The organism is Amycolatopsis sp. NPDC049688, assembly GCF_040674975.1.
In the GTDB taxonomy this organism is placed as follows: Bacteria; Actinomycetota; Actinomycetes; order Mycobacteriales; family Pseudonocardiaceae; genus Amycolatopsis.
Genome location: NZ_JBFANY010000001.1, coordinates 522,475 through 547,192 on the forward strand (window position 1 = coordinate 522,475; position 24,718 = coordinate 547,192).

Genomic DNA, 24,718 nt, shown 5'->3' on the forward strand with positions numbered 1-24,718 from the left:
ATGACCACGGTTTCCGCGGTGATGACCGCCGACCCGATCACCGTCTCCCCGCAGACGCCGTTCAAGGACATCGCCGAGCTGCTGACCGGCAACGGAATCAGCGCGGTCGGCGTCGTCGACAAGACCGGCGCGCTCGTCGGCGTCGTCTCGGAGGCGGACCTGCTGCCGCACCTGTGGGACGACCCGAAGCCCCGCCGCCGCGACCGCCGGCTGGCCCGCAAGGCGACGGCGTGCACCGCGAAGGACCTGATGACCAGCCCGGTCGTCACGATCGACGCCGGCGACTCCCTGGCCACCGCGGCGGAGAAGTTCGCCCGGACCGGCGTCCGCCGGTTGTTCGTGCTGCGCAACGGAAAGCCGGCCGGGGTGCTGGCCCGCCGCGACCTGGTCCGGGTATTCACCCGCGGCGACGCCGAGCTCGAACGCGAGGTCTGCGAGCGGATCCGGCAGCTGAGCTGGGGCCCCGACCGGGTCCGGGTGGAGGTGCGGGCCGGGATCGTGACGGTGGTGGGCCGCGTGGAGCGGCGCAGCGACATCGACCCGGTGACGCGGTCGCTCAGCGAGCTGTCCGGAGTGGTGGAAGTCCGCAACCGCCTGGACTACGTCTGGAACGACGTCGCGTGAGAGCGGTACGAGGAAAGGCCTTCCCGGTGCGGGAGGGCCTTTCCGGCGTGAGAGCGGTCAGGGGTAGTCCCAATGCTGGTTCTCGACCGTGCTGCACGGCCACGCCAGTACGGTCGAGTGCGCGGTCCCGCCGGAGTAGTCCTGGTCGAGACACGATCCGCTGCGAACGTTCTGGAAGACGAAGTGCCCGTCGTCTTTCCGGGTCAGCCGCCAGTGCTGGTTGTCCGTTGCGGCGCAGGGCCAGGCCAGGATCGTGGAATGCGGGACGCCTCCGGTGTAGTCCTGGTCGAGGCACATGCCGCTGCGGGCGTTCCTGAACCGGTTGGTCCCGTCGGAGAGGATTTCCCACTCCCATTTCTGATTGGTCACTCCGCTGCACGGCCACGCCAGTACGGTCGAGTGCGCGGTCCCGCCGGAGTAGTCCTGGTCGAGGCACGAGAAGCTGCGCTGGTTCTGCCACTGGTAAGTGGAGGCGGCACCCGCCGTGCCGGCGAAGGCAGTCGCCAGTGCGGCTGCCGAGAACAAGGTGGTCGCGGTTCTTCGCATGGTCCCTCCCGGGGAAGCTCGCGGTTTTCGGACGCGCGCAGTCTTCCATTGCGGCCGGGAGGGCACAAGACAATCGAATTCGTCGAACATGCTCCGAATGCGAAGAATTCAGCGGCCGCGCAGTTGTTCCGGGATCGGCAGGCCGACGCCGTACGGGTGGGGGAGCGGCCGCAGGACTTCGCCGATCGGCCGGCGCGGGGTCGCCGGGAGCGGTGCCGCGTCCTGCGGCGCGTAGCCGACGCGCACGGCCAGCTGCGGCTCGAGCCGGCCGCCGAGGACGCAGTCGCGGACCAGGCCGCGCGTGCTCGTCAACTCGAACGGTTCGGTGTACACGCAGGACGCCAGGTTCAGCCGGGTCGCGGTGAGCAGCACGGCACTGGCGGCTTCACCGGTGCGGAGGCGGTCGAGTTCGGTGTCACCGGCGGTGGCGAGCACCGTGAGGACCGCGCCGTCGGGGCCGGCCGTGTCCGGGATCCGGCCGCCCGCGAACTCGCGGATCCGCAGTTCGCGGCGGGGTGCGGCGGCCAGGACGGCGTTCCGGGCCGGCACGCCGTCCGGGGCGTGGTCGCGGCCGCTCCACGCCGCCAGTTCGAGCTCGTAGTCCTGGTCGGCCCGGTGCAGCCCGGCGGCCTCCGCGGCCGCGGTGGTGAGCACCGTCCGGTGCGGGGCCTCCTGCACCACGTGCAGCGTCACGCCCTGCTCGGAAGCGCTCTTCTGCAGCACCACCTCGTCCCGCACCAGCAGCGGCCGCTCGGCGAACCGGCGCCGGTCGGAACGGCGGCGGGGGATGGCCGCGGCCAGGGCGATGTCGTCGTCGCTCGTGTCGCCGGGGACCAGGTCGATCCGGGCGAGCAGCCCCGGCTCGGGCAGCCGGTGGATCCGGGCGGCCCACCCCATCGCGGCCGCGGCGACGGTGAAGTGGTGCAGGGCGCACCCGCAGCTGACGAGCAGGTCGCGGCCGTCGGGATCGGCGTGGCGCAACCGGCGGCCCGGGTCGGCGCGCAGCTCGACCGTGCGTCCGCCGAACCGCCACTGCCACGGCTGGGAGTTGTGCACCGAAGGGGCCCGCACCGCCAGCGCGACGGCCGCTCGCACGGTGTAGGCGTCGGGCATCGTGGAAGTCATCGGTCCTCCTCGGATCGGCTGCCTCCATGCTCGCCGCGGCGGTCCGGCGGCCACAGGGTCCAAGGGCTTCGCGGCGGGGACGGGGTCGAGGCCCTTCGGCCCTTTTCCGCGTCGGCCCCGCGCCCGAGGCCGACGACCTGCGCGCGACGCTCTACGGCTTGGATGCCGTGCCGGCCCTGCACTTCGCGCAGGAGGAGGAAGCGTACTTCATGCTCCCGAGCTCGTGAGCGGCCCCGGACGGCACCCCGGCGATCACGAAGCAGGTGCCGGCCCGGAAGGGGCGTTGGCCGGCGGCTGCGGCAGGGCCGCTCACGGCGACCGTCATCCGGCGGCGCGTGTCACGACCGCGGTGCGCACGTCGCCAGCTCGGCCCGGGCGCACCAGGCGAGGAACCAGCCGAGGCCGGCCGGCCACAGCCCGGCGAGGCTGCCGGACCACACCACCTGCAGCAGCCCGGCGGCCACCAGCACCACCCCGAGGACGTGACCGGAGCGCGCCGCGGCGGCCCGGGCGCGCCGCCGGTCGCCGGTGCGCCGCCAGACGAGCGCCTGGAGGACGCGGCCGCCGTCCAGCGGCGCGCCGGGCAGCAGGGTGAACGACGCCAGGAGCAGGTTCGCCCAGCCCAGCCAGGTCAGCGCGGGCGCGGCGACCCCGGTGGACAGCAGGCCGGCGACCAGGAACCCGGCACCGGCCGCGAGGCTCGCCACCGGCCCGGCGACCGCGACGGCGATCGCGGCGCGCGGCGACGGGGGATCGCCGTCCGGTTCCGTGCGGCCGCCGAGCAGCCACAGGGTGATGCCGTCGACGACGAGGCCGCGGTCCCGCGCGGCCAGCGCGTGGCTGAGCTCGTGCACCAGCAACGACGCGAGGAAGACGAGCGACCCGGTCACGCCGGTCGCCCAGTAGACGGCCGGGGACAGGCCGGGGACGGTGTCCGGCAACGGCGACCGCGCCAGGAAACCGGCGAGCAGAGCCATGGCCGGGAGGACGGACCAGTGCGCGCCGACGGCGATACCGGCCGGGCGCCCGAGCGGGAAAGTGGCATGCATCCGTCCGACCGTCCTCTCGCGGGAGCACCCGGGGGAGGGCCGCACCGCCCCGGGACGAGGGACCAAAGACCCCAGCGCCGCCGACGTCCGGCCGCGGCGCTGAGGCACACCGCGTTCGTAGCGTCGGGGTATGCCCGGAACCCAGAAGATCCCGCGCCCGGTCTACGAGCGCGAGCTGCTGCGCCTGCAGGCCGAACTGGTGAAGCTGCAGGAGTGGGTCCGGGCCGAAGGGGCGCGGCTGGTCGTGGTGTTCGAGGGCCGGGACGCTGCCGGCAAGGGCAGCACGATCAAGCGCGTCACCGAGCACCTCAATCCGCGCGTGGTGCGGATCGCCGCGTTGCCGAGCCCGACCGAGCGCGAGCGGACGCAGTGGTACTTCCAGCGCTACATCGAGCACCTGCCCGCGGCGGGAGAGATCGTGCTGTTCGACCGCAGCTGGTACAACCGCGCCGGCGTCGAGCGGGTGCTGGGGTTCTGCACGCCCGAGGAGCACCGGCGGTTCCTGCAGCAGTGCCCCATCTTCGAGCGGCTGCTCGTCGACGACGGCATCCTGCTGCGCAAGTACTGGTTCTCGGTCAGCCTCGACGAGCAGGAACGCCGGTTCCGCGCCCGCATCGACGACCCGATGCGCCGCTGGAAGCTCTCGACGATCGACCTGCAGTCGGTCACGCACTGGGAGGACTACTCGCGGGCGAAGGACGAGATGTTCGTGCACACCGACACCGCCGAATCCCCCTGGCACGTCGTGGAAAGCGAGGAGAAGCGGCGCGGCAGGCTGAACATGATCGCGCACCTGCTCGCGAGCGTGCCCTACTTCGAGGTGCCCCGCCAGGCGGTCTCGCTGCCGCCGCGGCCGGAGCCGGCCGGCTACTTCCGGCCCGACCGGCGGCTGCAGACCTACGTTCCCGACCACGCGGCGACCCTGCTGCCGCACTGAACCAGGAGAAAGCCATGGACGAGAAGGAAAAGGCGGCCATCGAAGCCGAGGCACGCCGGGACGTCGCCGAGCGCGGGCGGCACGGCCCGAAGGTGGGCCGGTACCTGCACGCGGTCGAACACCACGCGATCAAGGAGAACGAGGAGGACGCCATCCCGGCCACCGCGGACGACCCGCGGCAGGCGGCGGCCGGAAGTCAGGTTTGATCGGTGCGCGTGTAGGCCGCGAGGGCCCGCTCCCGGGCCTTTCGCGGCCACCGTGCGCGGCGCGCCGTAGGGACCGCCGACACGGCCGGCACGAGCTTGCCGAAGCCGGGCTCGTCGAACGGCGCGAAGTCGTCGGCTGCCACCCGGCGCCAGGCGATCACGGTTTTCCGGGACTTGCCCGCGACGCCGAGCGCGAACTCGGCGCCTGGCCGGGCCCGCGCGAACAGGCGGATTTGGTCCCCGGTGAAAGGGACTTCGGGCCCTGACCGGCCCGTACCCGCCGCGCCCATGCTGGACCTCCCGGACAGCAGGAGGAACTCATGACCGCGAACCGGCCGGTGCTCGCCGGGGTGGACGCTTCCGAGCCGTCGTACGCCGCTGTTCGCTGGGCGGCCCGGGAAGCGGGGCGGCGGGACACCACCCTGCGCCTGGTGCACGCCTGCGTCTTCGAAGGCGCCCCCGCCCCCGGAAGCAACGAGCTCCTGCTGGAGCACATCTACCGCTGGCTGCACCGCGCGGCCGCGATCGCCCGCGACTGGGCGCCCGGTGTGCGGGTCGAAACGGCGGTCCGGCTCGGGCTCGCCGCCGACCTGTTGCTCGAGGAGGCAGCGGACGCGGCTTTGGTCGTCCTCGGTTCGCACGGCCTCGGCGGCCTGCGGGGCGCGCTGATCGGTTCGGTCGCCCTGCGGGTGGCCGCGGAGGCGCCGTGCCCCGTCGTCGTGGTGCCCGGGCACCAGCCGGCCCGGACGGGACCGGTCGTCGCCGGGATCGACCGGTCCGAATCGAGCGAGCACGCGTTGCGGTTCGCGTTCGAGGAGGCCGCCGCGACCCGGGCGCCGGTGCTGGTCGTCCACGCCGGAGGCGACGACGCCGAACTGGCGGCCCACGTGGACGGCTGGTGCCGCAAGTACCCGGACCTCGAGGTCCGCACCCGGGTCGTGCCGGAGCGGGTTCCGGCCCGCGCGCTGCAGCACGCCGCCCCGGACGCCCGGCTGATCGTCGTCGGCACGCGAGGCCGCGGGCCGGTCGCCGGCGGGATCCTCGGCTCGACCGGCAACACCCTGCTCGCCCACGCCGCCTGCCCGGTCGCGGTCGTGCACTGAACTCCCAGGAAAGGAGCCGTCGTGAAAGCACGCGACGTCATGACGAGGCCCGTGGTGCGCGTCGGCCCGGAGACGCCGGTCCGCGAAGCCATCGTGCTGCTCACCGAACACTGCGTCGCGGCGCTGCCGGTCGTCGGCGAGGACGACGCGGTCCTCGGCGTGTTCACCGAAGCCGACGCGCTCCGCAGCGGCATCACCGGCGCTGCGCCCGACGTGCTGGTGGCCACGATGATGACCACCCCGGCGGAGACCGTGCGGCTGGACACCGACCTCACCGAGATCGCCCGGCGCATGCTGGGCGACCGGCGGCGCAGCATCCCGGTCGTCGACGACGAAGGCGTGCTGGTGGGCATCGTCAGCCGCCGCGACATGCTCACCCCGCTGGTGCGCCAGGACGACTCGATCGCCTCCCACCTCAACGCGCTCCTCACGGACTACTGCGGGCACCGCGACCGGTGGGCGGTTTCCGTCACCGGTGGCATGGTGACCATCCGCGGCACCTTCACCGACGAGGCCGAGCGCCGGGTCGTGACGGCGCTGGCGAAGACCGTCTACGGCGTCGTCGGGGTCGAGCTGTGGGAAGAAGCGGCGGTGCGGAGGTGAAAGTCCTCGTCACGGTGGCGAAGGCCCGCGACGCGGGCCTGGTGCACGTCCCGGTCCGGCTCTTCTCCAGCGGACCCGGGCACCGTCTGGCCGGCGGCGTGGGAAGGAGCGTGTCATGACCGAGTACCCCGTCCGGGTCGAGGCGACGCTGGACGAGCCGCTGTCCCGCGGGCTCTGGCTGGTGAAGTGGCTGCTCGCCGTCCCGCACTACATCGTGCTGGCGTTCCTGTGGTTCGCCTACCCGTTCGCCACGATCGTGGCGTTCTTCGCCATCCTGATCACCGGGCGGTACCCGCGGCCGCTGTTCGAGTTCACCGCCGGTGTGCTGCGGTGGAGCTGGCGGGTGCAGTACTACTCCTATGCCGCGCTCGGAACCGACCGCTACCCGCCGTTCACCCTCGCCGACGTCCCGGACTACCCGGCCCGGCTCGACATCGCCTACCCCGAACGGCTTTCGCGCGGGCTGGTGCTGGTGAAGTGGTGGCTGCTGGCCATTCCGCACCTCATCGTCGCCGGTCTGTTCGTCGGCGGCGGCACCTGGCTGGCGTCTCGTACCAGTGACGGGACGTTCGACTGGGCCGCCGGTGGTCTCGTCGGCGTGCTGGTCCTGGTCGCCGGGGTGGTGCTGCTGTTCACCGGCCGCTACCCGCGGCCGATCTTCGACTTCGTCCTCGGCATGGACCGCTGGGTGCTGCGAGTCGCGGCCTACGTGTCGCTGATGACCGACGAATACCCGCCGTTCCGGCTCGACATGGGCGGCGCCGAAACCGGCCACGAACCGCCGCACCCGCCACCGCCGCACCCGCACGCGCCGGGCTGGACCGCCGGGCGGATCGCCGCCGCGGTCACCGGGGCCGTGCTGGTGCTCGGGTCGATGGGCCTGCTCACCGGCGGCGCCACCGTGCTGTGGGCCGACCGCACCCAGCGTGACGCCGACGGCTACCTCACCGCGGCCACCACCTTCGTCTCGAGCGGGTACGCCGTCGCCACCGATCCGGTGCGGCTGGAGGGCGTGGCCGTGCCGAAGCTGGAGAGCTTCATCGGTGACGTCCGGATCCGGGCGGCCGGCACCGGCGGGCGCCCGGTCTTCGTCGGCATCGGCCGCACCGCCGACGTCGAGCGGTACCTGGCCGCGACCGAGTACACGACCGCGGGCGACCGCACGCACCTCGGCGGTGCCCCGGCCGTCCCGCCCGGCGGCGCGCGCGTCTGGATCGCGAGCGCGTCCGGCGCGGGCACGCAGACCGTCGGCTGGCCGGTGGCGAACGGGCAGTGGACCGCCGTCGTGATGAACGCGGACGGCTCGCGCGGGATCTCCGTGCGCGCCGAAGCCGGCGCGACCGCGCCCGCCCTCGGCTGGATCGCACTGGCGCTGCTGGCGTCCGGGCTCGTGGTGCTGGCCGGCGGCGTCGTCCTGATCGCCGTGGCCGCACACCGCGCTGCGCAGCGCCCGGCGGCACCCGCACCGCCTCAGCCGTCCACTGTGGACATCTAGGAAGGAACGAGCATGCACGCACAGCCGGGTGACTGGCTCGTCGTCAAGGGACCGTGGGCCGGCGCGCCCGAACAGCGCGGCCGGATCCTCGAGGTCCGCTCGGCCGACGGCACCCCGCCCTACATCGTCCGGTGGACGGCCGACGACCACGTGTCGACGGTCTTCCCCGGCCCCGACGCGGTCGTGCTGACCGCCGAGGAGGAACAGGCCGCCGAGGCCCGGGCCCGCACCCGCTTCGACCGGGTCCGGCGGTACATCCACGAGGAGGACGGTCATGTCCGGGTTCGTTGACGGGGCGGTCGTCGCCGGGATCGACGGCTCGGGTTCCGCGGTGCAGGCGGCCGTGTGGGCCGGCGCGGAAGCCGTCCGCCGCGGGCGGCCGCTGCGGCTGGTCCAGGTCTACGCCCTTCCGCAGGTGCAGACGCCGGTCCCGTTCGGCAGCCACGAGCAGGTGCGGGCCGGGCTGGCCGAGCGGGCCGAGGGCTGGCTGGCCGGCGCGAAGGCCGCGGTGCTCGCCGAGCACCCTGGTCTGGAGGTCGGCACCGCGGCCCGCGAGTGGAGCCCGGTCACCGCGCTGGTCCAGGAATCGCAGCACGCCGAGCTGATCGTGCTCGGCTCGCGCGGGCTGGGCGGGTTCACCGGCCTGCTCGTCGGCTCGACCGCCGTCGCCTTGGCCGCGCACGCGCACTGCCCGATCGTCGTCGTCCGCGGCCGGACCCCGCACGATCCGCCGCCGCGCACCGGCCCGGTGGTCGTCGGGTCCGACGGTTCGCCCGACAGCGAGGCCGCGATCGCGTTCGCCTGCGAAGAAGCGCGGCTGCGCGGCGCGGCGCTGCTCGCGGTGCACACCTGGAGCGACGTCCTCGCCGACGGCATGCTGCGCCCGCACCTGATGCAGGAAGACCCGGCCGCGATCGCGACCGAGGAGCGCGTCAAGCTGACCGAGCAGATCGTGGGCTGGCAGCGCAAATACGCCGATCTGGCGATCGAGCTGGAGGTCGTCCGCGGCCGCCCGGTGCGCACCCTGCTGGAACGCGGCGAGCAGGCGCAGCTGATCGTGGTCGGCTGCCGCGGCCGCGGCGGGTTCACCGGCATGCTGCTCGGCTCGACGAGCCAGGCCCTGATCGCGCACTCGCCGTGCCCGGTGGCGGTCGTGCGGCCGGCGAGCTGACCACCGCCCGGACGCGCGCGGTGCTGCGCCTGTTCGCGGTGAGCGCCACCGTGACGGGCCCGCACGAGACACCCCGACGGGTCGATCAGCCTGGCCGGTCCGGACCGCGGGGTGCCGCCGACCTGTCCCGGCTCGTGCGCGCCTACACCCGTGAGGGTCGCGCGGCTCCGGCGGGACCTTCGTCCCTTGTGGAGCTGGCCGGGCGAAGGGACGTAAGTCCCCGCGACCGGTGACCGATGACGGCGGTGGCCGGGGGCCTGCCTTCCTAGGTTGGGAGGTGACACGAAAGGAACCCCCGATGCGAGCACGCGACCTGATGACCGCGCCGGTGATCACCGTGCACCCGTGGACGTCCGCGAAGGTGGCGGCCGAACTGCTGGCCGCGCACGGCTTCACCGCACTGCCCGTGGTCGACGACGACGACCGCCTCGCCGGCATCGTCACCGAGGCCGATCTCATCCGCGGCCGCATCCCGGCCGATCCCCGTTACGTCCGCGAACCCGGCGGAGCCACCGCCGGCCACACCGTCGGCGACCTGATGACCGCCCCCGTCACCGCGATGAGCAGCGGCACCGACGTCGCCGACCTGTGCCAGGCACTGGTGGACGCCCGGATCCGCGCGATGCCGATCGTCGACGGCTCGGCCGTGGTCGGCATCGTCACCCGCGGCGACGTCGTGCGGGTGCTCGCCCGGGAGGACGTCGACATCGCCCGGGACGTCAAGCACCGCCTGGAAATCTACGGCGGCAGCGGCCGCTGGCACGTCGACGTCCACGACGGGCTCGTGCACATCACCGACCAGTTCGACGACGATTCCGACCGGCACGTCGCCCAGTTGCTGGCGCTCGCCGTGCCGGGCGTCATCGCCGCAGAGACCGCATACGCGGGTGAGGAGCAGACACGATGACCGCCAACGATCCGAGGATCACCGTCGGCGTCGACGGCTCGGCCGGCTCGGCCGCCGCCGTCACGTGGGCGGCGGAACTCGCCTCCCGGCGCCACCTCCAGCTGAAGATCGTGCACGGCCTGCAGGTCGCCGGCCTCTACTACGGCGGCGGCATGACCGGAATCGGCGCGGCGACGCTGTTCGAGGCCGTCCAGGCCGACGGCGAACGGGCGATCGCCGATGCGCGCGCCCTCGCCGCTTCGGTCGACAAGGACCTCGTCGTCACGACCGAGCTGCCCAACGACCCGCCGGTCCCGATGCTGATCGAGGAGTCCCGGCACGCCCGGACGCTCGTCGTCGGCCGGACCGGCACCGGCGGGTTCGCGGACATGCTGGTCGGCGGCACGGCGGCGGCGGTCGCCGGGCACGCGCACTGCCCGGTCGCGATCGTCCGCGGCCGCCACGACTCCACGACCGGCCCGGTCGCGGTCGGCGTCGACGGCAGCCCGAACAGCGAACAGGCCATCGCGGTCGCGTTCGAGGAAGCGTCGCTGCGCGGCGTTCCGCTGGTCGCCCTGCACGCCTGGAACGACGTCACCTACGAAGACGCTTTCGGCAGCGCGCGCATCCTGACCCAGCCGGAATCCCTCGAGGAGGACGAAGAACGGCTGCTCGGCGAGCGGCTCGCGGGGTGGCGGGAGAAGTACCCCGACGTCGAGGTCCGCCGGATGCTGGTTCGCGACCGGCCCCGGCACGCGCTGCTCGAGATCTCCGCGGAAGCGCAGCTGGTCGTCGTGGGCAGTCGCGGGCGCGGCGGCTTCACCGGCATGCTCCTGGGTTCGACCAGCCAGGCGCTGGTCCAGCACGCGCAGTGCCCGGTGCTCGTGGTCCGCCCGGAGCGGAAGGCATGACCGCCGTCGAAGCCCGCCCGGCGGTGCTCGGCAGCATCGAGCTCGCCCAGGTGGACGCCCTCTGGCGGGCCGCGAACTACCTTTCGGCCGGCCAGATCTACCTGATGGCGAACCCGCTGCTGCGTGAGCAGCTGCAGCCCGAGCACGTCAAGCCGCGGCTGCTCGGGCACTGGGGGACCTCGCCCGGCCTGAACTTCGTCTACGCGCACCTGAACCGCGCGATCCTGACCCATGACCTGAACGCCATGCTCGTCACCGGCCCGGGCCACGGCGGCCCGGCCCTGCTGGCCAACACCTGGCTCGAAGGCAGCTACACCGAGGCGTGGCCCGAGGTGACGCGGGACGCCGCCGGGATGGCCGAGCTGTTCCGGCAGTTCTCCTTCCCCGGCGGCGTGCCGAGTCACGTGGCTCCGCAGGTACCGGGCTCGATCCACGAGGGCGGCGAGCTGGGTTACTCGCTGGCGCACGCCTTCGGGGCCGCGTTCGACAACCCGGACCTGCTCGTCGCCTGCGTGGTCGGGGACGGCGAAGCCGAAACCGGGCCGCTGGCGACGTCGTGGCACGCCAACAAGTTCCTCGACCCCGTCCGCGACGGCGCGGTGCTGCCGATCCTGCACCTCAACGGCTACAAGATCGCCAATCCCACGGTCCTGTCCCGGATTCCGCCGTCCGAACTGGACGCTTTGCTGCGCGGGTACGGCTACGCGCCGATCTACGTCGAAGGCAGCGACCCGGAAACGATGCACCAGGCGATGGCCGCGGCGCTCGACTCGGCGGTCGCCACCCTCGCCGAACGGCGCGGCGTGTGGCCGATGATCGTCTTGCGCAGCCCCAAGGGCTGGACCGGACCGTCCGTTGTGGACGGAAAGCCGGTCGAGGGGACCTGGCGTTCCCACCAGGTGCCGCTCGCCGAGGTCCGCCACAACCCGAAGCACCTCAAGCAGCTGGAGGAGTGGCTGCTGTCCTACCGGCCTTCGGAACTGTTCGACGAGTCCGGCCGCCCGGCCGCCGACGTCACGGCGATGATCCCGGCGGGGGACCGGCGGATGGGCGCGAACCCGCACGCGAACGGCGGTGTGCTGCTGCGCCCGCTGACGTTGCCGGACACCGCGGCCCACGCGGTGCCCGTACCGGTACCGGGGGCGACGGTGGCCGAGCCGACCCGGGTGCTGGGCCGGTTCCTGCGGGACGTCTTCGCGCTCAACGCCGGCCGGGAGAACTTCCGCCTGTTCGGCCCGGACGAGACCGCGTCCAACCGGCTCGACGCGGTCTACGACGTCACCGGCAAGCAGTGGCAGGCCGCCGTCGAACCGGTCGACGAGCATCTGGCCCGCGACGGCCGCGTGCTCGAGGTGCTCTCGGAGCACCTGTGCCAGGGCTGGCTGGAGGGCTACCTGCTCTCGGGCCGGCACGGGCTGTTCTCCTGCTACGAGGCGTTCGTGCACATCGTCGACTCGATGGTCAACCAGCACATCAAGTGGCTGCGGGTGCACCGGCAGATCCCGTGGCGGCGGCCGGTGGCGTCGCTGAACTACCTGCTGACCTCGCACGTGTGGCGGCAGGACCACAACGGGTTCTCCCACCAGGACCCCGGTTTCGTCGACCACGTGGCGAACAAGAGCTCGGAGGTCGTGCGGGTGTACTTCCCGCCGGACACCAACACGCTCCTGGAGGTCGCGGCGCACTGCCTGCGCAGCCGGGACTACGTCAACGTGGTGGTCGCCGGGAAGAACGACACGCCGAACTGGCTCGACGCCGAGCAGGCGGCGCTGCACTGCGCCCGCGGCGCGAGCATCTGGGAATGGGCCAGCACGCACACCGACCGGGAACCCGACGTCGTCCTCGCCTGCGCGGGCGACGCCCCGACCCTGGAGATCATGGCCGCCGCGAAGATCCTCCGGGAGGAACTGCCGGACCTCGCCGTGCGCATGGTGAACGTCGTCGACCTGATGCGCCTGCAGCCCGAGGCCGAGCACCCGCACGGTCTTTCGGACCGGGAGTTCGACGCGTTGTTCACCCCGGACCGCCCGGTGATCTTCGCCTACCACGGCTACCCGTGGCTGATCCACCGCCTGGCCTACCGCCGCACCGGTCACCACGACCTCCACGTCCGGGGCTACACCGAGCACGGCACCACGACCACGCCGTTCGACATGCTGGTGCTCAACCACATGGACCGGTTCCAGCTGGTGATCGACGTGATCGACCGCGTACCGGGCCTGGTGGCGACGGCCGGGGTGCTGCGGCAGCGGATGACCGAGGCCCAGGGACGGCACCACCGCTACATCCGCACCCACGGGGAAGACCTGCCCGAGGTGCGGCACTGGACCTGGGAGGGCTGAGGCGTGACCGCCGCGGCCGTCCTGGCCGCGGCGATCGCGATCACCCTGGTCTTCGACTTCACCAACGGTTTCCACGACTCGGCGAACTCGGTGGCCGCGCTGGTCGCGACCCGCGCGGCCACTCCGGGCGCGGCCCTGCTGCTGGCGGCGGGCTGCCACGTCGCAGGACCGCTGCTGGCGGGGACGACGGTCGCCGACACCGTCGGCGGGGTGGTCCGGCTGCCGGCCGCGGACGTGCTGCCCGCGGTCGGCGCGGCCGTCACCGCCGGCATCGCCTGGAACCTGCTCACCTGGTGGCGGGGACTGCCGGCCAGCTCGTCGCACGCGCTGGTCGGCGGCCTGGTCGGGGCGAGCGGGTTCGCCGGGGTGCGCTGGGGCGGGCTCGACGGCCTGCACGTCTCCGGTGTGCTCGGGGTGCTGGCCGGGCTGGCCCTGTCGCCGATCCTGGGCGCCGGCCTCGGCGCGGCCGCCGACCTGCTGGTGCGGCGGGCGCTGCGCCGGGCACGCCGCGGGGTCGACACCGTGCTCCGGCGCGCGGAGTGGCTGACCGCCGGGGCGCTGGCCTTCAGCCACGGCGCGAACGACGCCCAGAAGTCCATGGGGGTCATCACGCTCCTGCTCGTCTCGACCGGGCACCTCGAGGCCTTTGCCGTTCCGCTGTGGGTCAAGCTCGCCGCGGCGGCGGCCCTGACCCTCGGCACCGCGTCCGGGGGCTGGCGGGTCGTCCGGACCGTCGGGCGCGGCATCTACCGGATGCGCCCGGCCGACGGCCTGGCGAGCCAGGGCAGCTCGGCCGCGGTGATCCTCGCCGCGGCGGCGGCCGGGGCGCCGGTCAGCACGACCCACGTCGTCGCCGCCTCGGTGGTCGGGGCCGGCGCGAGCCGCCGCGTCCACCACGTGCGGTGGGCCGTGGTGGGCGAAATCTGTTCCGCGTGGCTGATCACCCTGCCGGCGTGTGCCGTGCTGGGCGCGGCCGCGCTCCCGTTGTGGAGGTGGTGGGCATGAAGCTGCCCAAGACGTGGTTCCTGCCGCACAACCCGGACGTGCTCGGGCTGCTGCGCGACCAGGCCGACACGGTCGCCGAGCTGCTGACCGCGCTGGCGGGCTGGGCCCGCGGCCTGCCGACCGGCGGCGAGCTGCGCACGCCGTTGCTGGTGCAGGCGGGCGAGCGCCGTCAGGTGCTGGTGGCCGTGCGGGAGGCGTTCAGCACGCCGATCGAGGCCGAGGACGTGTTCGAGCTGGCCGAGCGGCTCGGGGAGATCGCCGAGGCGGCGTACATGCTCGTCCGCGAATCCGACTTGTCCCGCACGCAGCCGGACGAGCACCTCACGGCCATGGTCCTCACCGTCGTCACCGCGTTCGACATGCTGCACAAGGCCGTGGACACCCTGCCCCGCACCGAAGCCGCGGGGGAGGCCGACGCGGCACTGTCCTCTTTGGAGGCCGCGGAACACGCGTACCGCCGGGCGATCGCGGAGCTGGAGACCGAACCGGACCCGCGGCGCGAGATGCGGCTGCGGGAGCTGTACCGCCGGGCCGAGCACCTCGCGCTGGCCGTCCAGCGGCTGGGGCGGCGCACCTGGTACGCCGTTTGCAAGATCTCCTGAGGATCAGCGCACCCCGGCCGCGCTGCGGGACAGATCGACCGCCGGCAGCTCGGCGAACTCCGCCGGCCGGTGCGTCACCACGAGCGCCGACCGGCCCTCGGTCGCCTTCAGCACATCGGCCGCCAGCGCTGCCGCCGTCGGGGCGTCGAGGTGGGCCGTCGGTTCGTCCAGCAGCAGGATCGGGCGGTCCGAAAGCAACGCGCGGGCCACGCCCAGGCGCTGGCGCTCACCTCCGGAAACCGGCGTTCCGTGCGTACCCAGTGCCGTGTCGAGGCCGTCCGGCAGCTGGGAGAGCCACCATGAAAGCTGGGCCTGGCCGAGAGAGCTCCGCAGCTCGTCGTCGGTGGCCGAAGGCCGGGCCAGGCGGAGGTTCTCCCGCAGCGTGCTGTCGAACAGGTGCGTGTCCGGGCCGCACCAGGCGATGCGCTCCCGGACCGAGTCGCCGTCGTAGGCCAGCGTGTTCCCCTCGTCCAGCAGGACGCGGCCCGCCGACGGGTCCAGGTACCGCAGCAACGCCGCGATCACCGTGCTCTTGCCCGCGCCCGAGCGGCCCGTCAGGACGATCCGGCGGCCGTCGCCGATGCGGAGGTTCACGTCCTCGACCGCGTCGACCGGGGCACCCGGCCAGCGGACCGACAGGTGCTCGGCCGCCAGGTTCGAAGCCATCGGTGCCGCAGCGGTGGCCGGGGACGGCGCCGGGAGCGCGTCCAGTTCCGCCAGCCGGCGCGCGGAGCCCGAGGCCCCGAGCAGCCGCTGAGCCGCCTCGGGCAACCCCGCCACCAGCTCGGCCGCCGCCAGTGGCGTCAGCGCCAGCACCGCCAGCGCCGGCCCGGGGACCGCCGCCACGATGCCCAGTGCCAGGCACGTCACCGACGTCAGCCCGACCCCCAGCGCGGCGATCCCGCTGCCCAGGCCCCGCCACGCCGCCGACCGCCGCTGGAGGGCCGTCAAGACGCCGTCGAGCTCGCGCAGCCGGGCGTGGCGCCGGGCCGCCGCGTCGTGGGTGATCAGGTCGGCCGACGCCTGCAGCAGCTCCACCGTGCCCGCCGTCAGGTCCGCGCGCAGCCGCGCCGTTTCGCGCTGCGCCTTGCGAGCCGCGAGGGCGGCGACCGCGGGCGCCAGCACACCGGCGACGGCCAGGCCGGCCGCCGCGGCGAGGCCGGCGCCCGGCAGGACGAGCCCGAGCGTGGCCGCGGTCGCCGACAGGACCACGAACGTCGACACCCCCGGGACCAGGCCGCGCACCAGGACGTCCTGCTGGCTGTCCACATCGGACACCAGCCGGTGCAACAGGTCGCCGCGGCGCAGGCGTGCGGTGCCCGCCGGGCCGATCCGGACCAGCTGCGCCCACACTCGCACCCGCAGCTCCGCCAGCGCGCGCAGGGCGACGTCGTGGGACAGCAGTCGTTCGACGTAGCGGAAGATGCCTTTGGCCAGGCCGAACGTCCGGACCGCGACGATCGCCACCATCAGGCTCAGCACCGGTGGGTGCAGGGCCGCGCTCGCGATCAGCCACGACGACGTCGCCGTGAGGGCGACTCCGGAGCCCAGCGCCGCCGTCGCGGCCAGGCAGGCCAGGACCAGCCGGAGCCGGTGCGGCCGGATCGCCTCGCGCAGCGGCCGCCACCGGGGAACGTCCACTGTGGAGGAAACGAGAGCCGGAGCAGCGGAAGGCCGTGAGATCGGCCGTGGCGACACCGCGGCCGGCGGCGTGGCCACGGTGACCGGCTCGCCCAGGGAGACGACGCGGTCGCAGCGGGCCAGCACCGCCGGGTGGTGGCTGACGATCACCGCGGTCCGCCCGGCGAGGACCTTCGGCAGCCGCTCCAGGATGGCCGCCTCGGTCTCCGCGTCGACGCCCTCGGTCGGCTCGTCCAGCAGGATCAGCGGCCGGTCGAGCAGCACCGCCCTGGCCAGCGCGACGCGGCGGCGCTGCCCGGTCGACAGCCCGGCGCCCAGCTCACCGACCACGGTGGACAGCGAGACGTCGAGCGCCGCGGTGTCGGCGGCGGCGAGCACTTCGTCTTCGGTCGCGTCGGGCGAGCCGAGGCGGATGTTCTCCGCCACCGTCCCGGCGACCAGGTGGGGCTGCTGCGGCACCCACGCCAGGTGCCGGTGCCAGGTCACGCGGCCGACGTCGGCGAGGTCGGTGCCGCCCACCATGATCCGGCCGGCGTCGGGACGGCGCCAGCCCAGCAGCAGGTCGAGCAGCGTCGACTTGCCCGCCCCGCTCGGGCCGGTCACGCCGACGACCTCGCCGGGCGGCAGGCGCAGGCTGAAGCCGTCGAGAACCGGTCCGGACCGGCCCTCGACCGTGACGTCCTCGCAGCGCACCGCCACGCGGGTGAGGTCGGGGACTGTGCGGGTGCCGGTGTCGCCGGTGGGTGTGTCGGCGAGGGCGATGATCTCTTCGGCCGCGGCGAGGCCTTCGGCGCTGTCGTGGAACCGGGCGCCGACCGCCCGCAGCGGCAGGTAGACCTCGGGCGCGAGGATCAGCACGACGAGCGCGGTCTGGAGGTCGAGTTCGCCGGCCAGCAGCCGCAGGCCGATCGACACGGCGACGACCGCGACCGACAGGGTGGCCAGGAGCTCGAGGGCGAGGGCGGACAGGAACGCGACGCGCAGGGTGCGCAGGGTCTGGGTGCGGTACTTCTCGGTGATCTCGCGCAGCGACCGGATCTGGGCCCGCGCTCGCCCGAACGCGGTCAGCTCGGCGAGGCCGGCAACGAGGTCGAGGAAGTGGTTGCCCAGCACGGAAAGCGTCTTCCACTGCCGCTGGACGTCGCGCTGGGTGTAGAGCCCGATGAGGATCATGAACACCGGGATGAGCGGCACCGTGAGGCCGACGATCACCGCGGCCGCCCAGTCGGCGGCCAGGATCCGCACGCCGACGACCAACGGCACGACCGCCGCGATCAGCAGCTGCGGCAGGTAGCGCGAGAAGTAGCCCTCCAGCCGGTCGACGCCGTGCGTCGCCAGGGCCGCGACCTCGGCGGGGGAGCGGTCCGCCCGCCGGGGCCCGATCCGCAGCGCGGCCGCGATGACCGTCTCCCGCAGCTGCGAGAGAGCCCGGGCGGCGGCGCGGTGCGCGGTCGTCTCGGCCAGCCAGGTGATCCCGGCCCGCGCCAGGACGACCGCGGTCAGCAGGCCGAGCGGCAGCACCAGGCTGTGGAGCGAAAGACCGTCGAGGAACGCCCAGGTGATCGTCTTGGCCAGCAGTTCCGCCTGGGCGAGCACCAGCATCGCGGTGAGCACGCCGAGTGCGGCGCAGGCGAGGACGAACGGGCGGACCGCGCTCGCGTGGCGCAGCAGCCGCGGGTCGAGGGGTTTCACCGGCGGACCACGGGCAGGCCGCCGCCCGCCGGGATCGACGCCCGGCTGATCCGCTTGCGGAACACCCAGTACGTCCAGGCCTGGTAGGCCAGCACGATCGGGGTGAAGGCGACCGCGACCCAGGTCATGATCTGCAGCGTGTACGGCGTCGAGGAGGCGTTCGTGGTGGTCAGGCCGAACGCCGGGTCGGTCGTCGAGGGCAGCACGTTCGGGTACAGCGACCAGAACAGGGTGAAGGTGACCGCGATGATCGCGGCGGCGGTGCTGGCGAAGGCGTACCCGTCGCGCTCGGCCGCGGCGAACAGCACCGCCGCGACCAGCAGCAGCGCGGCGAGGGCCGACGTCAGCCACGCCCAGCCGCCGTGCTCGATCGCGGTGTAGGCGAGGAAGACGCCGCCGAACACGATCGCCGTGCCGCCGAGCGCGCGGGCCAGCGTGCGAGCCCGGTCGCGGAGGGCGTCGGTCGTCTTCAGGGTCAGGAACACCGCGCCGTGGAAGGTGAAGAGGCTGAGCGTGGCCAGCCCGCCGAGCAGGGCGTAGGGGTTGAGGAGGGTGAAGAGCGTGCCGGTGAAGTGGTGCTGGGCGTCGAGGGGGACGCCGTGGACGATGTTGCCGAAGGCGACGCCCCACAGCAGGGCGGGGGCGGCGGAGCCGAAGACGATGATCCAGTCCCAGGTGTTGCGCCAGCGGGGGCTGTCGAGCTTGCCGCGGAACTCGAACGCGACCCCGCGCAGGATCAGCGCGACGAGCACGAGCAGCAGCGCCAGGTAGAAGCCGGAGAACAGGCTCGAGTACCAGAGCGGGAAGGCGGCGAAGGTGGCGCCGCCGGCGACGAGCAGCCAGACCTCGTTGCCGTCCCAGACCGGGCCGATCGTGTTGATCAGCACGCGGCGGTCGGTGTCGTCGTGGCCGAGGACGCGCAGCAGCGTGCCGACGCCGAAGTCGAAGCCTTCGAGGACGAAGTAGCCGGTCCAGAGGACCGCGATGAGCAGGAACCAGATGTCGGTGAGGGCCATGGCGGGGTCTCCGGCGTCTCAGTAGGCGAAGGCCGCGGGCCGCGGCTCGTCGGAATCGGTGTCTTCGCTGGATGCCTCCGGCGGTGGGGGACCGGCCTTGGCGTAGCGGACCATCAGGACGCCGTCGACGACCGCGAGCACGCCGTAGAGCAGGGTGAACACGATCAGCGAGGTGAGCACGCTGCTCGCGGGGACGGTGGGGGAGACGGAGTCGGCGGTTTTGAGGACCCCGAAGACCGACCACGGCTGGCGGCCCATCTCGGTGAAGATCCAGCCGACGCTGTTGGCCAGGAACGGCAGGGCGATCCCGGCGGTGGCGGCGGGGAAGAACCAGCGGGCGCGCGGGGTGCGGCCGCGGCGGAACAGCCAGAGCCCGGCCAGCGAGATGAGCAGGCAGAGGAAGCCGAAGCCGATCATGAGGCGGAACGTCCAGTAGCTGACGGGGATGTTCGGCCGGTACTCGCCGGGCCCGTACTGCTGCTGTTCGGCGGTCTGGAGGTCGTTGATGCCCTCGACCTGACCGTCGAACTTCCCGGTGGCCATGAAGGACAGAACGCCGGGAACGCGGATGCTGAACTTCTCCTGCGAGCCGTCGAGGGAGCCGATGGTGAACAGCGAGAACGAGGCGGGGGCGACGGTGTCGTAGAGGGCTTCGGCGGCGGCCATCTTCATCGGCTGCTGCTGGGTCATCAGCCGGGCTTGCAGGTCACCGGTGACGATCACGCCGAGGCTGGCGATCAGGACGGTGACTAGGGCGAGCTTCATCGACGGCCGGTAGACGTCCGCCGCGTTGCCTTTGCGGAGCTGCCAGGCGCTGATGCCGACGACGAACATGCCGGCGGTGAGGAAGCACGCGGTGATGGTGTGCGCGAAGGCCCCGACCGCCGTCGAGTTGGTGAGCACGGCGCCGAAGTCCTTCAGCTCCGCACGGCCGGTCGCCGGGTTCACGATCGAGCCGACCGGGTGCTGCATCCAGGAGTTGGCGGCGAGGATGAAGTACGCCGAGAGGACGGTGCCGATCGAGGCGAGCCAGATCGTCGCGAGGTGGAGCTTCTTCGGCAGCTTGTCCCAGCCGAAGATCCACAGGCCCAGGAACGTCGACTCGAGGAAGAACGCGAGCAGGCCCTCGATGGCCAGGGGCGCGCCGAAGATGTCGCCGACGAAGGTGCTGTAGTCCGACCAGTTCATCCCGAACTGGAACTCCTGCACGATGCCGGTCGCCACGCCCATGGCGAAGTTGATGAGGAACAGCTTCCCCCAGAACTTCGTCATCCGGCGGTAGCGGTCGTTGCCGGTGCGCACCCAGGCCGTCTGCATCCCGGCGACCAGGAAGGACAGCCCGATGGTCAGCGGGACGAAGATGAAGTGGTAGACGGTGGTGATCCCGAACTGCCATCGGGCGAGGTCCAGGGCGCTCATCCGGTTCTCCTGCTCGTTCGCGGGTTACCCGGTGAGCATCCGGTGCCGACGGTGCCCGGCCTTAGGGTCCTTGGTCACTTCCGGGACGGTCACGGGTCCCTGCCGCGCGGGGTCTTGCGGTCGTACGCTGAGCGTGTCGGATCCGTACCCGGGAGGTTGTCCATGCTCCGTGTGTTCCTCGTCGACGATCACGAGGTCGTCCGCCGTGGCGTCGCCGACCTGCTGGACGAGGACGAGAACCTCACCGTCGTCGGCCAGGCCGGCAGCGTGTCGCAGGCACTGGCCCGCATCCCGGCCCTGAACCCGGACGTGGCCGTGCTGGACGTCCGGCTGCCCGACGGCAACGGCATCGAGCTGGCCCGCGAGCTGCGCTCCAAGCTCCCCGAGCTCAAGTGCCTGATGCTGACCTCCTTCACCGACGAGCAGGCGATGCTGGACGCGGTGATGGCCGGCGCGAGCGGGTTCGTCATCAAGGACATCAAGGGCATGGACCTGGTCTCGGCGGTCCACGAGGTCGGCGCGGGCAAGTCCCTGCTCGACGCCCACGCGGCCGCGGCGCTGATGGCGAAGCTGCGCGACAGCCAAGCGAAGAAAGGCCCGCTGGCCGACCTGTCGGACCAGGAGCGCAAGCTGCTGGAGCTGATCGGCGAGGGCCTGACCAACCGGCAGATTTCGGAGCGGATGTTCCTGGCCGAGAAGACCGTCAAGAACTACGTCTCCCGGCTGCTGACCAAGCTGGGCATGGAGCGGCGCACGCAGGCCGCGGTCCTGGCCACCGAACTGCGCAACCAGGGCGGCTGAGCGGCTCCGGCCGGATCGCGCGTTCGCGTTCACCTCACCGGGAACCCAACGGCGACGGTTCGATCAGGACGTCCGCCAGCGAGCGCCGCGGTGTCCACGGCACCGGCGCGCCCCGGCCGAGGCGCAGCACGATCTGCGGCCACAGCCCGCCGCCCAGCAGCCGGCGCAGCTCCGCCCGGACCGCCGGGACCTCGACCGGCTGGGAGATGAACGACGCGTCGAGCCCGGCCACGGTCGCCGTCAGCAGGACCCGCTGCATCGCCTGACCGGCCCGCAGCTGGTCCGCCCTCGTGTCGTCGAACGAGCCGATGACCACGACCAGAGGCTGGGAGCCGTCGGGCCGGCCGCGGTCCCGGGAGCCGAAGTCGCGCAGTACCCAGCCGCCGTTGTCGGAGGGCATCGACCCGGCCGCGTACTCCGGGACGCCGTCGCGGCTGTCCGGGCCGCGCCCGGTCCACCGCTGCCACTCGGACCGGAACGCCGGGTCCGTGAGCTGGGCGTGGTGCCCTTTGTGGACCAGCTCGCGCAGGCCCTCCAGCTGCTGCCCGCTCAGCCGCGGCAGCCACGCCTGCTCGACCTCCGCGGCGTGGCGCAGCTCGGCGACCACGGACACCGGGATCGTGCCCGCTTCGAACGGCGTCCGGTTCGTGTGACGGCGGGGGATCGCGTCCGCCAGTTCGACCAGGCGGGGGTCGGGACGGCGGGCCGCGAACGGCCGGACCACGGCCAGCAGCGTCGGGTCGTCGCGCCGGGGGAACAGCGTCGTGGCGGGGTGGGCACCCAGTGCGTGGATGGCCGTGCGCAGGTTGAACAGGGCCGCACCACAGGAGAGCAGCAGCTCGCGCCGGTCGGCGTCGGCCACGGGCAGGGCGCGGCCGGGGTCGGCGTGCAGCTCCAGGCCCTCGGGGCTGCAGCGGAAGCGCCAGGGCTGGGTATTGTGCGTCGACGGCGCCAGCACCGCAGCGCCGATGACGGACTTCACCTGATCGGGGTCCAGCAAGCCGATCGAAGTGATGGGTAGTGTCATGGTCTCCCCTTGGTACCGCGGTGCGGCACACTGTGGTTCAAAAGCTTCTTTCGACGGTCTCTCGCCTCGCGGTGCCGCGGAAAGGGGACAAAGTCACTGATGATGCGGAGGCCTTGTGAGCGAAGCCGGGCAGGAGCCGCGGCGGATGGCGGGCACGCTGTCCGGCCTGCGGCTGCGCGAGCTGCTGCGTGACCTGCAGGACCGGATCGAGCTGCTGATCGGTACCCGGGACAAGATGGACGGGCTGCTCGACGCGGTGCTGGCCGTCGCCTCGGGGCTGGAGCTGGACACGACGCTGACGCGGATCGTGCAGGCGGCCATCGAGCTGGGCGAGGCGAAGTACGGCGCGCTGGGGGTGCTGGCCGAGGACGGTTCCCTGGCCGAGTTCATCTACGTCGGCATCGACGACGAAGCCCGCCGGCTGATCGGTGACCTGCCCGAGGGGCACGGTGTGCTCGGGGTGGTCATCGACGAGGCGAAACCGCTCCGGCTCGAGGAGATCTCCGCTCACCCGGCCTCGGTGGGCTTCCCGGCGCACCACCCGCCGATGCACACGTTCCTCGGCGTTCCGGTGCGGGTGCGCGACGAGGTGTTCGGCCGGCTGTACCTGACCGAGAAGAAGAACGGGGAGCCGTTCACCGACGACGACGAGGTCGTCGTGCAGGCGTTGGCCGCCGCGGCCGGCATCGCGATCGAGAACGCGCACCTCTACGAGCAGGCGCGGATCCGGCAGCAGTGGCTGGCCGCGACCAGCGAGGTGACCACGGAGCTGCTCGGCGGTACCGATCCGGCGGAGGCGCTCAACCTGATCGCCAGCCGGGCGCTGGAGCTGACCGGGTCGGATGTCACGATGCTCGCGCTCCCCAACTCCGGGCGCCTCGACGTCGACGAGGACTGGGGCGACGCCGTCGACGACCTCACCGTGACGGTGTGCGCGGGTACGCGGGCTGCGGAGCTGTCGGGGACGCACATCGACCTCGAAGAAAGCGTGCCGGGCTCGGTGTACCGGGACCGGACGCCACGCAGTGTGCCCGAGCTCGTGCTGGGCGAGCACCGCTTCGGGCCCGCGATGGTGGTGCCGCTGCGGGCGGGCGACCGGACGACCGGGGTGCTCATCGCGGCGCGGGAGGCCGGATCCTCCGGGTTCGAGGCGGCTCAGCTGTCGGTGGTGGCGTCCTTCGCCGACCAGGCGGCACTGGCGTTGCAGCTGGCGGCGCAGCAGCGGGCCGCGCGCGAGCTGGACGTGCTGGGCGACCGGGACCGGATTGCCCGTGACCTGCACGACCACGTCATCCAGCGGTTGTTCGCGGTCGGGTTGTCGATGCAGAGCACGCAGCGGCGGACGAAGTCGCCGGAGCTGCAGAAGCGGCTGGGTGACAGCATCGAGCAGATGCACGAGATCGTGCAGGAGATCCGTACGGCGATCTTCGACCTGCACGGTGGCGCGGCGGGTGAGACGGGTGTCCGGCTGCGGCACCGGCTGCACGACGCGATCGCCGAGCTCACCGACGACGCCCCGCTGCAGCCCACGGTCAGCATGTCCGGCCCGATCGACACGGTGCCGGCGCAGCTGGCCGAGCACGTCGAAGCGGTGGTGCGCGAGGCGGTGAGCAACGCGGTCCGGCACGCGGAGGCCGCGGCGGTGACGGTGTCGATCGCGGTGAAGGACGACTACGTCCGCGTCGTCGTGACCGACGACGGCAAGGGACTCGCGGAAGGGATCTCCCCGAGCGGGCTGGGCAACCTGCGCGACCGGGCGGAGGCCTCGGGCGGAACGTTCGCGCTGGACAGCGGCCCCGAGGGCGGGGTCAGGATCGAGTGGGCGGCCCCGGTCGGCTGAGCGGCGGGAGCCCACACCTGGTCGCCTGAGCGGCCGGGAGCTCCGAACCCGGTCGGCTGAGCGGCCGGGGCGGGGCCGCTGCGGCGGGTCAGGCCGGCCGCGGGTTCCTCGCGCCCGGCATCGGTGACGAAGGTCCTCGCGGTTCGGGCAATCCGGCCGCGTCGCCCGGCCACCTCCCCGAGGTCTCCTTGTCCTGCGACCCCCGAAGTCGCAGGGAAGGAGGAACGGATGACTGCCCTGGTGCCGGGCTCTCGCCTGGCGTTGCCGAGCATCGCGGCGTGGCTGGAGAACCCGTGGCCGTTCGCCGAGCACAACCCGGTCCGGATCGAGGAGTCCACTGAGGACGGCAAGTACACCCTCCGCGCGGAGCTGCCCGGCTTCGACCCGGAGAAGCACATCTCCGTGACCACGCACAACGGGCTGCTGACCATCTCCGCCGAGCGTGAGGCGAAGGAAACCGCCGGAGGCGGCCGCAGCGAGTTCTCCTACGGCACCTTCAGCCGCACGGTCAGCCTGCCGGCCGGAGCCGACCCGGCGAAGGTCAAGGCGACGTACACCGACGGCATCCTCGAAGTATCGATGCCGGTTTCGGAGCACCCGCGCGACAAGCACGTCAAGATCCAGGTCACCAAGAACTAGGTGACCCTCCGCGGTGGGCGCGGCCCTCGGTCGGCCGC

25 protein-coding genes are annotated in these 24,718 nt (G+C 72.9%); 17 read left to right on the forward strand and 8 right to left on the reverse strand.

Translation table 11 applies throughout. The annotated features are described in order from the left end of the window. Nucleotides 1-624, forward strand: coding sequence for a CBS domain-containing protein (locus AB0J55_RS02235; protein ID WP_364241544.1), 624 nt, complete (start codon nt 1-3; stop codon nt 622-624). Between the two features lie 57 nt (nt 625-681). Here AB0J55_RS02235 and AB0J55_RS02240 read toward each other — a convergent pair whose 3' ends face one another. The 3 genes from AB0J55_RS02240 to AB0J55_RS02250 form a co-directional block, all read right to left on the reverse strand. Continuing rightward, on the reverse strand, nt 682-1,170 hold the full coding sequence (locus tag AB0J55_RS02240) for an RICIN domain-containing protein (RefSeq protein ID WP_364241547.1): 489 nt from the start codon (nt 1,168-1,170) through the stop codon (nt 682-684). A 108-nt stretch (nt 1,171-1,278) separates the two neighbouring features. Then, nucleotides 1,279-2,295 (reverse strand): hypothetical protein, encoded by a 1,017-nt coding sequence (locus AB0J55_RS02245; RefSeq protein ID WP_364241549.1) that lies wholly within the window; start codon nt 2,293-2,295, stop codon nt 1,279-1,281. A gap of 338 nt (nt 2,296-2,633) precedes the next feature. After that, nucleotides 2,634-3,344: a site-2 protease family protein gene (locus AB0J55_RS02250; protein ID WP_364241551.1), complete on the reverse strand. Its 711-nt coding sequence runs from the start codon at nt 3,342-3,344 to the stop codon at nt 2,634-2,636. A 130-nt stretch (nt 3,345-3,474) separates the two neighbouring features. On the opposite strand from AB0J55_RS02250, the gene ppk2 reads away from it, so the two are divergent. Both ppk2 and AB0J55_RS02260 read left to right on the forward strand, forming a co-directional pair. Then, nucleotides 3,475-4,281 carry a polyphosphate kinase 2 gene (gene ppk2 / locus AB0J55_RS02255; RefSeq protein WP_364241552.1) on the forward strand — a complete coding sequence of 269 codons (807 nt, stop codon included), beginning with the start codon at nt 3,475-3,477 and terminating at the stop codon, nt 4,279-4,281. A 14-nt stretch (nt 4,282-4,295) separates the two neighbouring features. Next, complete coding sequence (locus AB0J55_RS02260) at nt 4,296-4,487, forward strand: hypothetical protein (protein WP_364241554.1); 192 nt, start codon at nt 4,296-4,298, stop codon at nt 4,485-4,487. Here AB0J55_RS02260 and AB0J55_RS02265 read toward each other — a convergent pair. Next, a complete protein-coding gene (locus AB0J55_RS02265; protein WP_364241557.1) occupies nt 4,478-4,777 on the reverse strand; it encodes a hypothetical protein in 300 nt (99 codons plus the stop codon). The genes AB0J55_RS02260 and AB0J55_RS02265 overlap by 10 nt on opposite strands. A 30-nt stretch (nt 4,778-4,807) precedes the next feature. Between AB0J55_RS02265 and AB0J55_RS02270 the strand changes: the two genes are divergently transcribed. The 11 genes from AB0J55_RS02270 to AB0J55_RS02320 all read left to right on the forward strand — a co-directional run bounded on the left by AB0J55_RS02270 (nt 4,808) and on the right by AB0J55_RS02320 (nt 14,605). After that, entirely contained in the window at nt 4,808-5,590 is a 783-nt protein-coding gene (locus AB0J55_RS02270; protein ID WP_364241559.1) for a universal stress protein, read from the forward strand. Between the two features lie 21 nt (nt 5,591-5,611). Beyond that, complete coding sequence (locus AB0J55_RS02275; RefSeq protein ID WP_364241561.1) at nt 5,612-6,193, forward strand: CBS domain-containing protein; 582 nt, start codon at nt 5,612-5,614, stop codon at nt 6,191-6,193. After that, on the forward strand, nt 6,190-6,312 hold the full coding sequence (locus tag AB0J55_RS02280; RefSeq protein ID WP_364241564.1) for a hypothetical protein: 123 nt from the start codon (nt 6,190-6,192) through the stop codon (nt 6,310-6,312). Before AB0J55_RS02275 ends, AB0J55_RS02280 begins: the two co-directional genes overlap by 4 nt. Further along, nucleotides 6,309-7,688, forward strand: a complete 1,380-nt coding sequence (locus AB0J55_RS02285) for a DUF4389 domain-containing protein (RefSeq protein WP_364241567.1) — start codon at nt 6,309-6,311, stop codon at nt 7,686-7,688. Before AB0J55_RS02280 ends, AB0J55_RS02285 begins: the two co-directional genes overlap by 4 nt. Nucleotides 7,689-7,700: 12 nt before the next feature. Further along, the gene (locus AB0J55_RS02290; RefSeq protein WP_364241569.1) at nt 7,701-7,979 is read left to right on the forward strand and encodes a DUF1918 domain-containing protein; all 279 of its coding nucleotides are present in this window, start codon (nt 7,701-7,703) and stop codon (nt 7,977-7,979) included. Next, complete coding sequence (locus tag AB0J55_RS02295) at nt 7,963-8,859, forward strand: universal stress protein (protein ID WP_364241572.1); 897 nt, start codon at nt 7,963-7,965, stop codon at nt 8,857-8,859. The genes AB0J55_RS02290 and AB0J55_RS02295 overlap by 17 nt, the downstream gene beginning before the upstream one ends. A 298-nt stretch (nt 8,860-9,157) precedes the next feature. Further along, a complete protein-coding gene (locus AB0J55_RS02300; protein ID WP_364241574.1) occupies nt 9,158-9,766 on the forward strand; it encodes a CBS domain-containing protein in 609 nt (202 codons plus the stop codon). Beyond that, on the forward strand, nt 9,763-10,656 hold the full coding sequence (locus AB0J55_RS02305) for a universal stress protein (RefSeq protein WP_364241577.1): 894 nt from the start codon (nt 9,763-9,765) through the stop codon (nt 10,654-10,656). The genes AB0J55_RS02300 and AB0J55_RS02305 overlap by 4 nt, the downstream gene beginning before the upstream one ends. Then, nucleotides 10,653-12,998, forward strand: a complete 2,346-nt coding sequence (locus AB0J55_RS02310) for a phosphoketolase family protein (RefSeq protein ID WP_364241579.1) — start codon at nt 10,653-10,655, stop codon at nt 12,996-12,998. Before AB0J55_RS02305 ends, AB0J55_RS02310 begins: the two co-directional genes overlap by 4 nt. A 3-nt stretch (nt 12,999-13,001) precedes the next feature. After that, nucleotides 13,002-14,003 carry an inorganic phosphate transporter gene (locus tag AB0J55_RS02315; protein ID WP_364241581.1) on the forward strand — a complete coding sequence of 334 codons (1,002 nt, stop codon included), beginning with the start codon at nt 13,002-13,004 and terminating at the stop codon, nt 14,001-14,003. After that, nucleotides 14,000-14,605, forward strand: coding sequence for a hypothetical protein (locus AB0J55_RS02320; protein ID WP_364241584.1), 606 nt, complete (start codon nt 14,000-14,002; stop codon nt 14,603-14,605). Before AB0J55_RS02315 ends, AB0J55_RS02320 begins: the two co-directional genes overlap by 4 nt. A 3-nt stretch (nt 14,606-14,608) precedes the next feature. On the opposite strand, the gene cydD is transcribed toward AB0J55_RS02320, so the two are convergent. Genes cydD through AB0J55_RS02335 form a run of 3 tightly spaced genes read right to left on the reverse strand, consistent with a single transcriptional unit; the run spans nt 14,609 to nt 20,373 of the window. Then, nucleotides 14,609-17,938: a thiol reductant ABC exporter subunit CydD gene (cydD, locus tag AB0J55_RS02325; protein WP_364241587.1), complete on the reverse strand. Its 3,330-nt coding sequence runs from the start codon at nt 17,936-17,938 to the stop codon at nt 14,609-14,611. Further along, the gene (gene cydB, locus AB0J55_RS02330; protein WP_364241589.1) at nt 17,935-18,954 is read right to left on the reverse strand and encodes a cytochrome d ubiquinol oxidase subunit II; all 1,020 of its coding nucleotides are present in this window, start codon (nt 18,952-18,954) and stop codon (nt 17,935-17,937) included. Before cydB ends, cydD begins: the two co-directional genes overlap by 4 nt. Before the next feature lie 18 nt (nt 18,955-18,972). Beyond that, nucleotides 18,973-20,373: a cytochrome ubiquinol oxidase subunit I gene (locus tag AB0J55_RS02335; protein ID WP_364241592.1), complete on the reverse strand. Its 1,401-nt coding sequence runs from the start codon at nt 20,371-20,373 to the stop codon at nt 18,973-18,975. 162 nt (nt 20,374-20,535) lie between these two features. On the opposite strand from AB0J55_RS02335, the gene AB0J55_RS02340 reads away from it, so the two are divergent. After that, nucleotides 20,536-21,174 carry a response regulator transcription factor gene (locus tag AB0J55_RS02340; protein ID WP_364241594.1) on the forward strand — a complete coding sequence of 213 codons (639 nt, stop codon included), beginning with the start codon at nt 20,536-20,538 and terminating at the stop codon, nt 21,172-21,174. A 34-nt stretch (nt 21,175-21,208) separates the two neighbouring features. Here the strand turns inward: AB0J55_RS02340 and AB0J55_RS02345 are convergent, their stop codons facing one another. Then, a complete protein-coding gene (locus tag AB0J55_RS02345; protein ID WP_364241596.1) occupies nt 21,209-22,201 on the reverse strand; it encodes a hypothetical protein in 993 nt (330 codons plus the stop codon). A 145-nt stretch (nt 22,202-22,346) separates the two neighbouring features. Here AB0J55_RS02345 and AB0J55_RS02350 point away from each other — a divergent pair, with 145 nt between their 5' ends. Together AB0J55_RS02350 and AB0J55_RS02355 are read left to right on the forward strand one after the other, a co-directional pair. Next, the gene (locus tag AB0J55_RS02350) at nt 22,347-24,041 is read left to right on the forward strand and encodes a GAF domain-containing protein (RefSeq protein ID WP_364243380.1); all 1,695 of its coding nucleotides are present in this window, start codon (nt 22,347-22,349) and stop codon (nt 24,039-24,041) included. 228 nt (nt 24,042-24,269) lie between these two features. Beyond that, entirely contained in the window at nt 24,270-24,680 is a 411-nt protein-coding gene (locus AB0J55_RS02355) for an Hsp20/alpha crystallin family protein (RefSeq protein WP_364241598.1), read from the forward strand. The last annotated feature ends 38 nt before the right edge of the window (nt 24,681-24,718 follow it).

Coding starts and splice junctions, on each gene's coding strand:
- AB0J55_RS02235 (WP_364241544.1), top strand. CDS start 1: ATGACCACGGTTTCCGCGGTGATGACCGCCGACCCGATCACCGTCTCC.
- AB0J55_RS02240 (WP_364241547.1), bottom strand. CDS start 1,170: ATGCGAAGAACCGCGACCACCTTGTTCTCGGCAGCCGCACTGGCGACT.
- AB0J55_RS02245 (WP_364241549.1), bottom strand. CDS start 2,295: ATGACTTCCACGATGCCCGACGCCTACACCGTGCGAGCGGCCGTCGCG.
- AB0J55_RS02250 (WP_364241551.1), bottom strand. CDS start 3,344: ATGCATGCCACTTTCCCGCTCGGGCGCCCGGCCGGTATCGCCGTCGGC.
- ppk2 (WP_364241552.1), top strand. CDS start 3,475: ATGCCCGGAACCCAGAAGATCCCGCGCCCGGTCTACGAGCGCGAGCTG.
- AB0J55_RS02260 (WP_364241554.1), top strand. CDS start 4,296: ATGGACGAGAAGGAAAAGGCGGCCATCGAAGCCGAGGCACGCCGGGAC.
- AB0J55_RS02265 (WP_364241557.1), bottom strand. CDS start 4,777: ATGGGCGCGGCGGGTACGGGCCGGTCAGGGCCCGAAGTCCCTTTCACC.
- AB0J55_RS02270 (WP_364241559.1), top strand. CDS start 4,808: ATGACCGCGAACCGGCCGGTGCTCGCCGGGGTGGACGCTTCCGAGCCG.
- AB0J55_RS02285 (WP_364241567.1), top strand. CDS start 6,309: ATGACCGAGTACCCCGTCCGGGTCGAGGCGACGCTGGACGAGCCGCTG.
- AB0J55_RS02290 (WP_364241569.1), top strand. CDS start 7,701: ATGCACGCACAGCCGGGTGACTGGCTCGTCGTCAAGGGACCGTGGGCC.
- AB0J55_RS02295 (WP_364241572.1), top strand. CDS start 7,963: ATGTCCGGGTTCGTTGACGGGGCGGTCGTCGCCGGGATCGACGGCTCG.
- AB0J55_RS02300 (WP_364241574.1), top strand. CDS start 9,158: ATGCGAGCACGCGACCTGATGACCGCGCCGGTGATCACCGTGCACCCG.
- AB0J55_RS02305 (WP_364241577.1), top strand. CDS start 9,763: ATGACCGCCAACGATCCGAGGATCACCGTCGGCGTCGACGGCTCGGCC.
- AB0J55_RS02310 (WP_364241579.1), top strand. CDS start 10,653: ATGACCGCCGTCGAAGCCCGCCCGGCGGTGCTCGGCAGCATCGAGCTC.
- AB0J55_RS02320 (WP_364241584.1), top strand. CDS start 14,000: ATGAAGCTGCCCAAGACGTGGTTCCTGCCGCACAACCCGGACGTGCTC.
- cydB (WP_364241589.1), bottom strand. CDS start 18,954: ATGGCCCTCACCGACATCTGGTTCCTGCTCATCGCGGTCCTCTGGACC.
- AB0J55_RS02335 (WP_364241592.1), bottom strand. CDS start 20,373: ATGAGCGCCCTGGACCTCGCCCGATGGCAGTTCGGGATCACCACCGTC.
- AB0J55_RS02340 (WP_364241594.1), top strand. CDS start 20,536: ATGCTCCGTGTGTTCCTCGTCGACGATCACGAGGTCGTCCGCCGTGGC.
- AB0J55_RS02345 (WP_364241596.1), bottom strand. CDS start 22,201: ATGACACTACCCATCACTTCGATCGGCTTGCTGGACCCCGATCAGGTG.
- AB0J55_RS02350 (WP_364243380.1), top strand. CDS start 22,347: ATGGCGGGCACGCTGTCCGGCCTGCGGCTGCGCGAGCTGCTGCGTGAC.
- AB0J55_RS02355 (WP_364241598.1), top strand. CDS start 24,270: ATGACTGCCCTGGTGCCGGGCTCTCGCCTGGCGTTGCCGAGCATCGCG.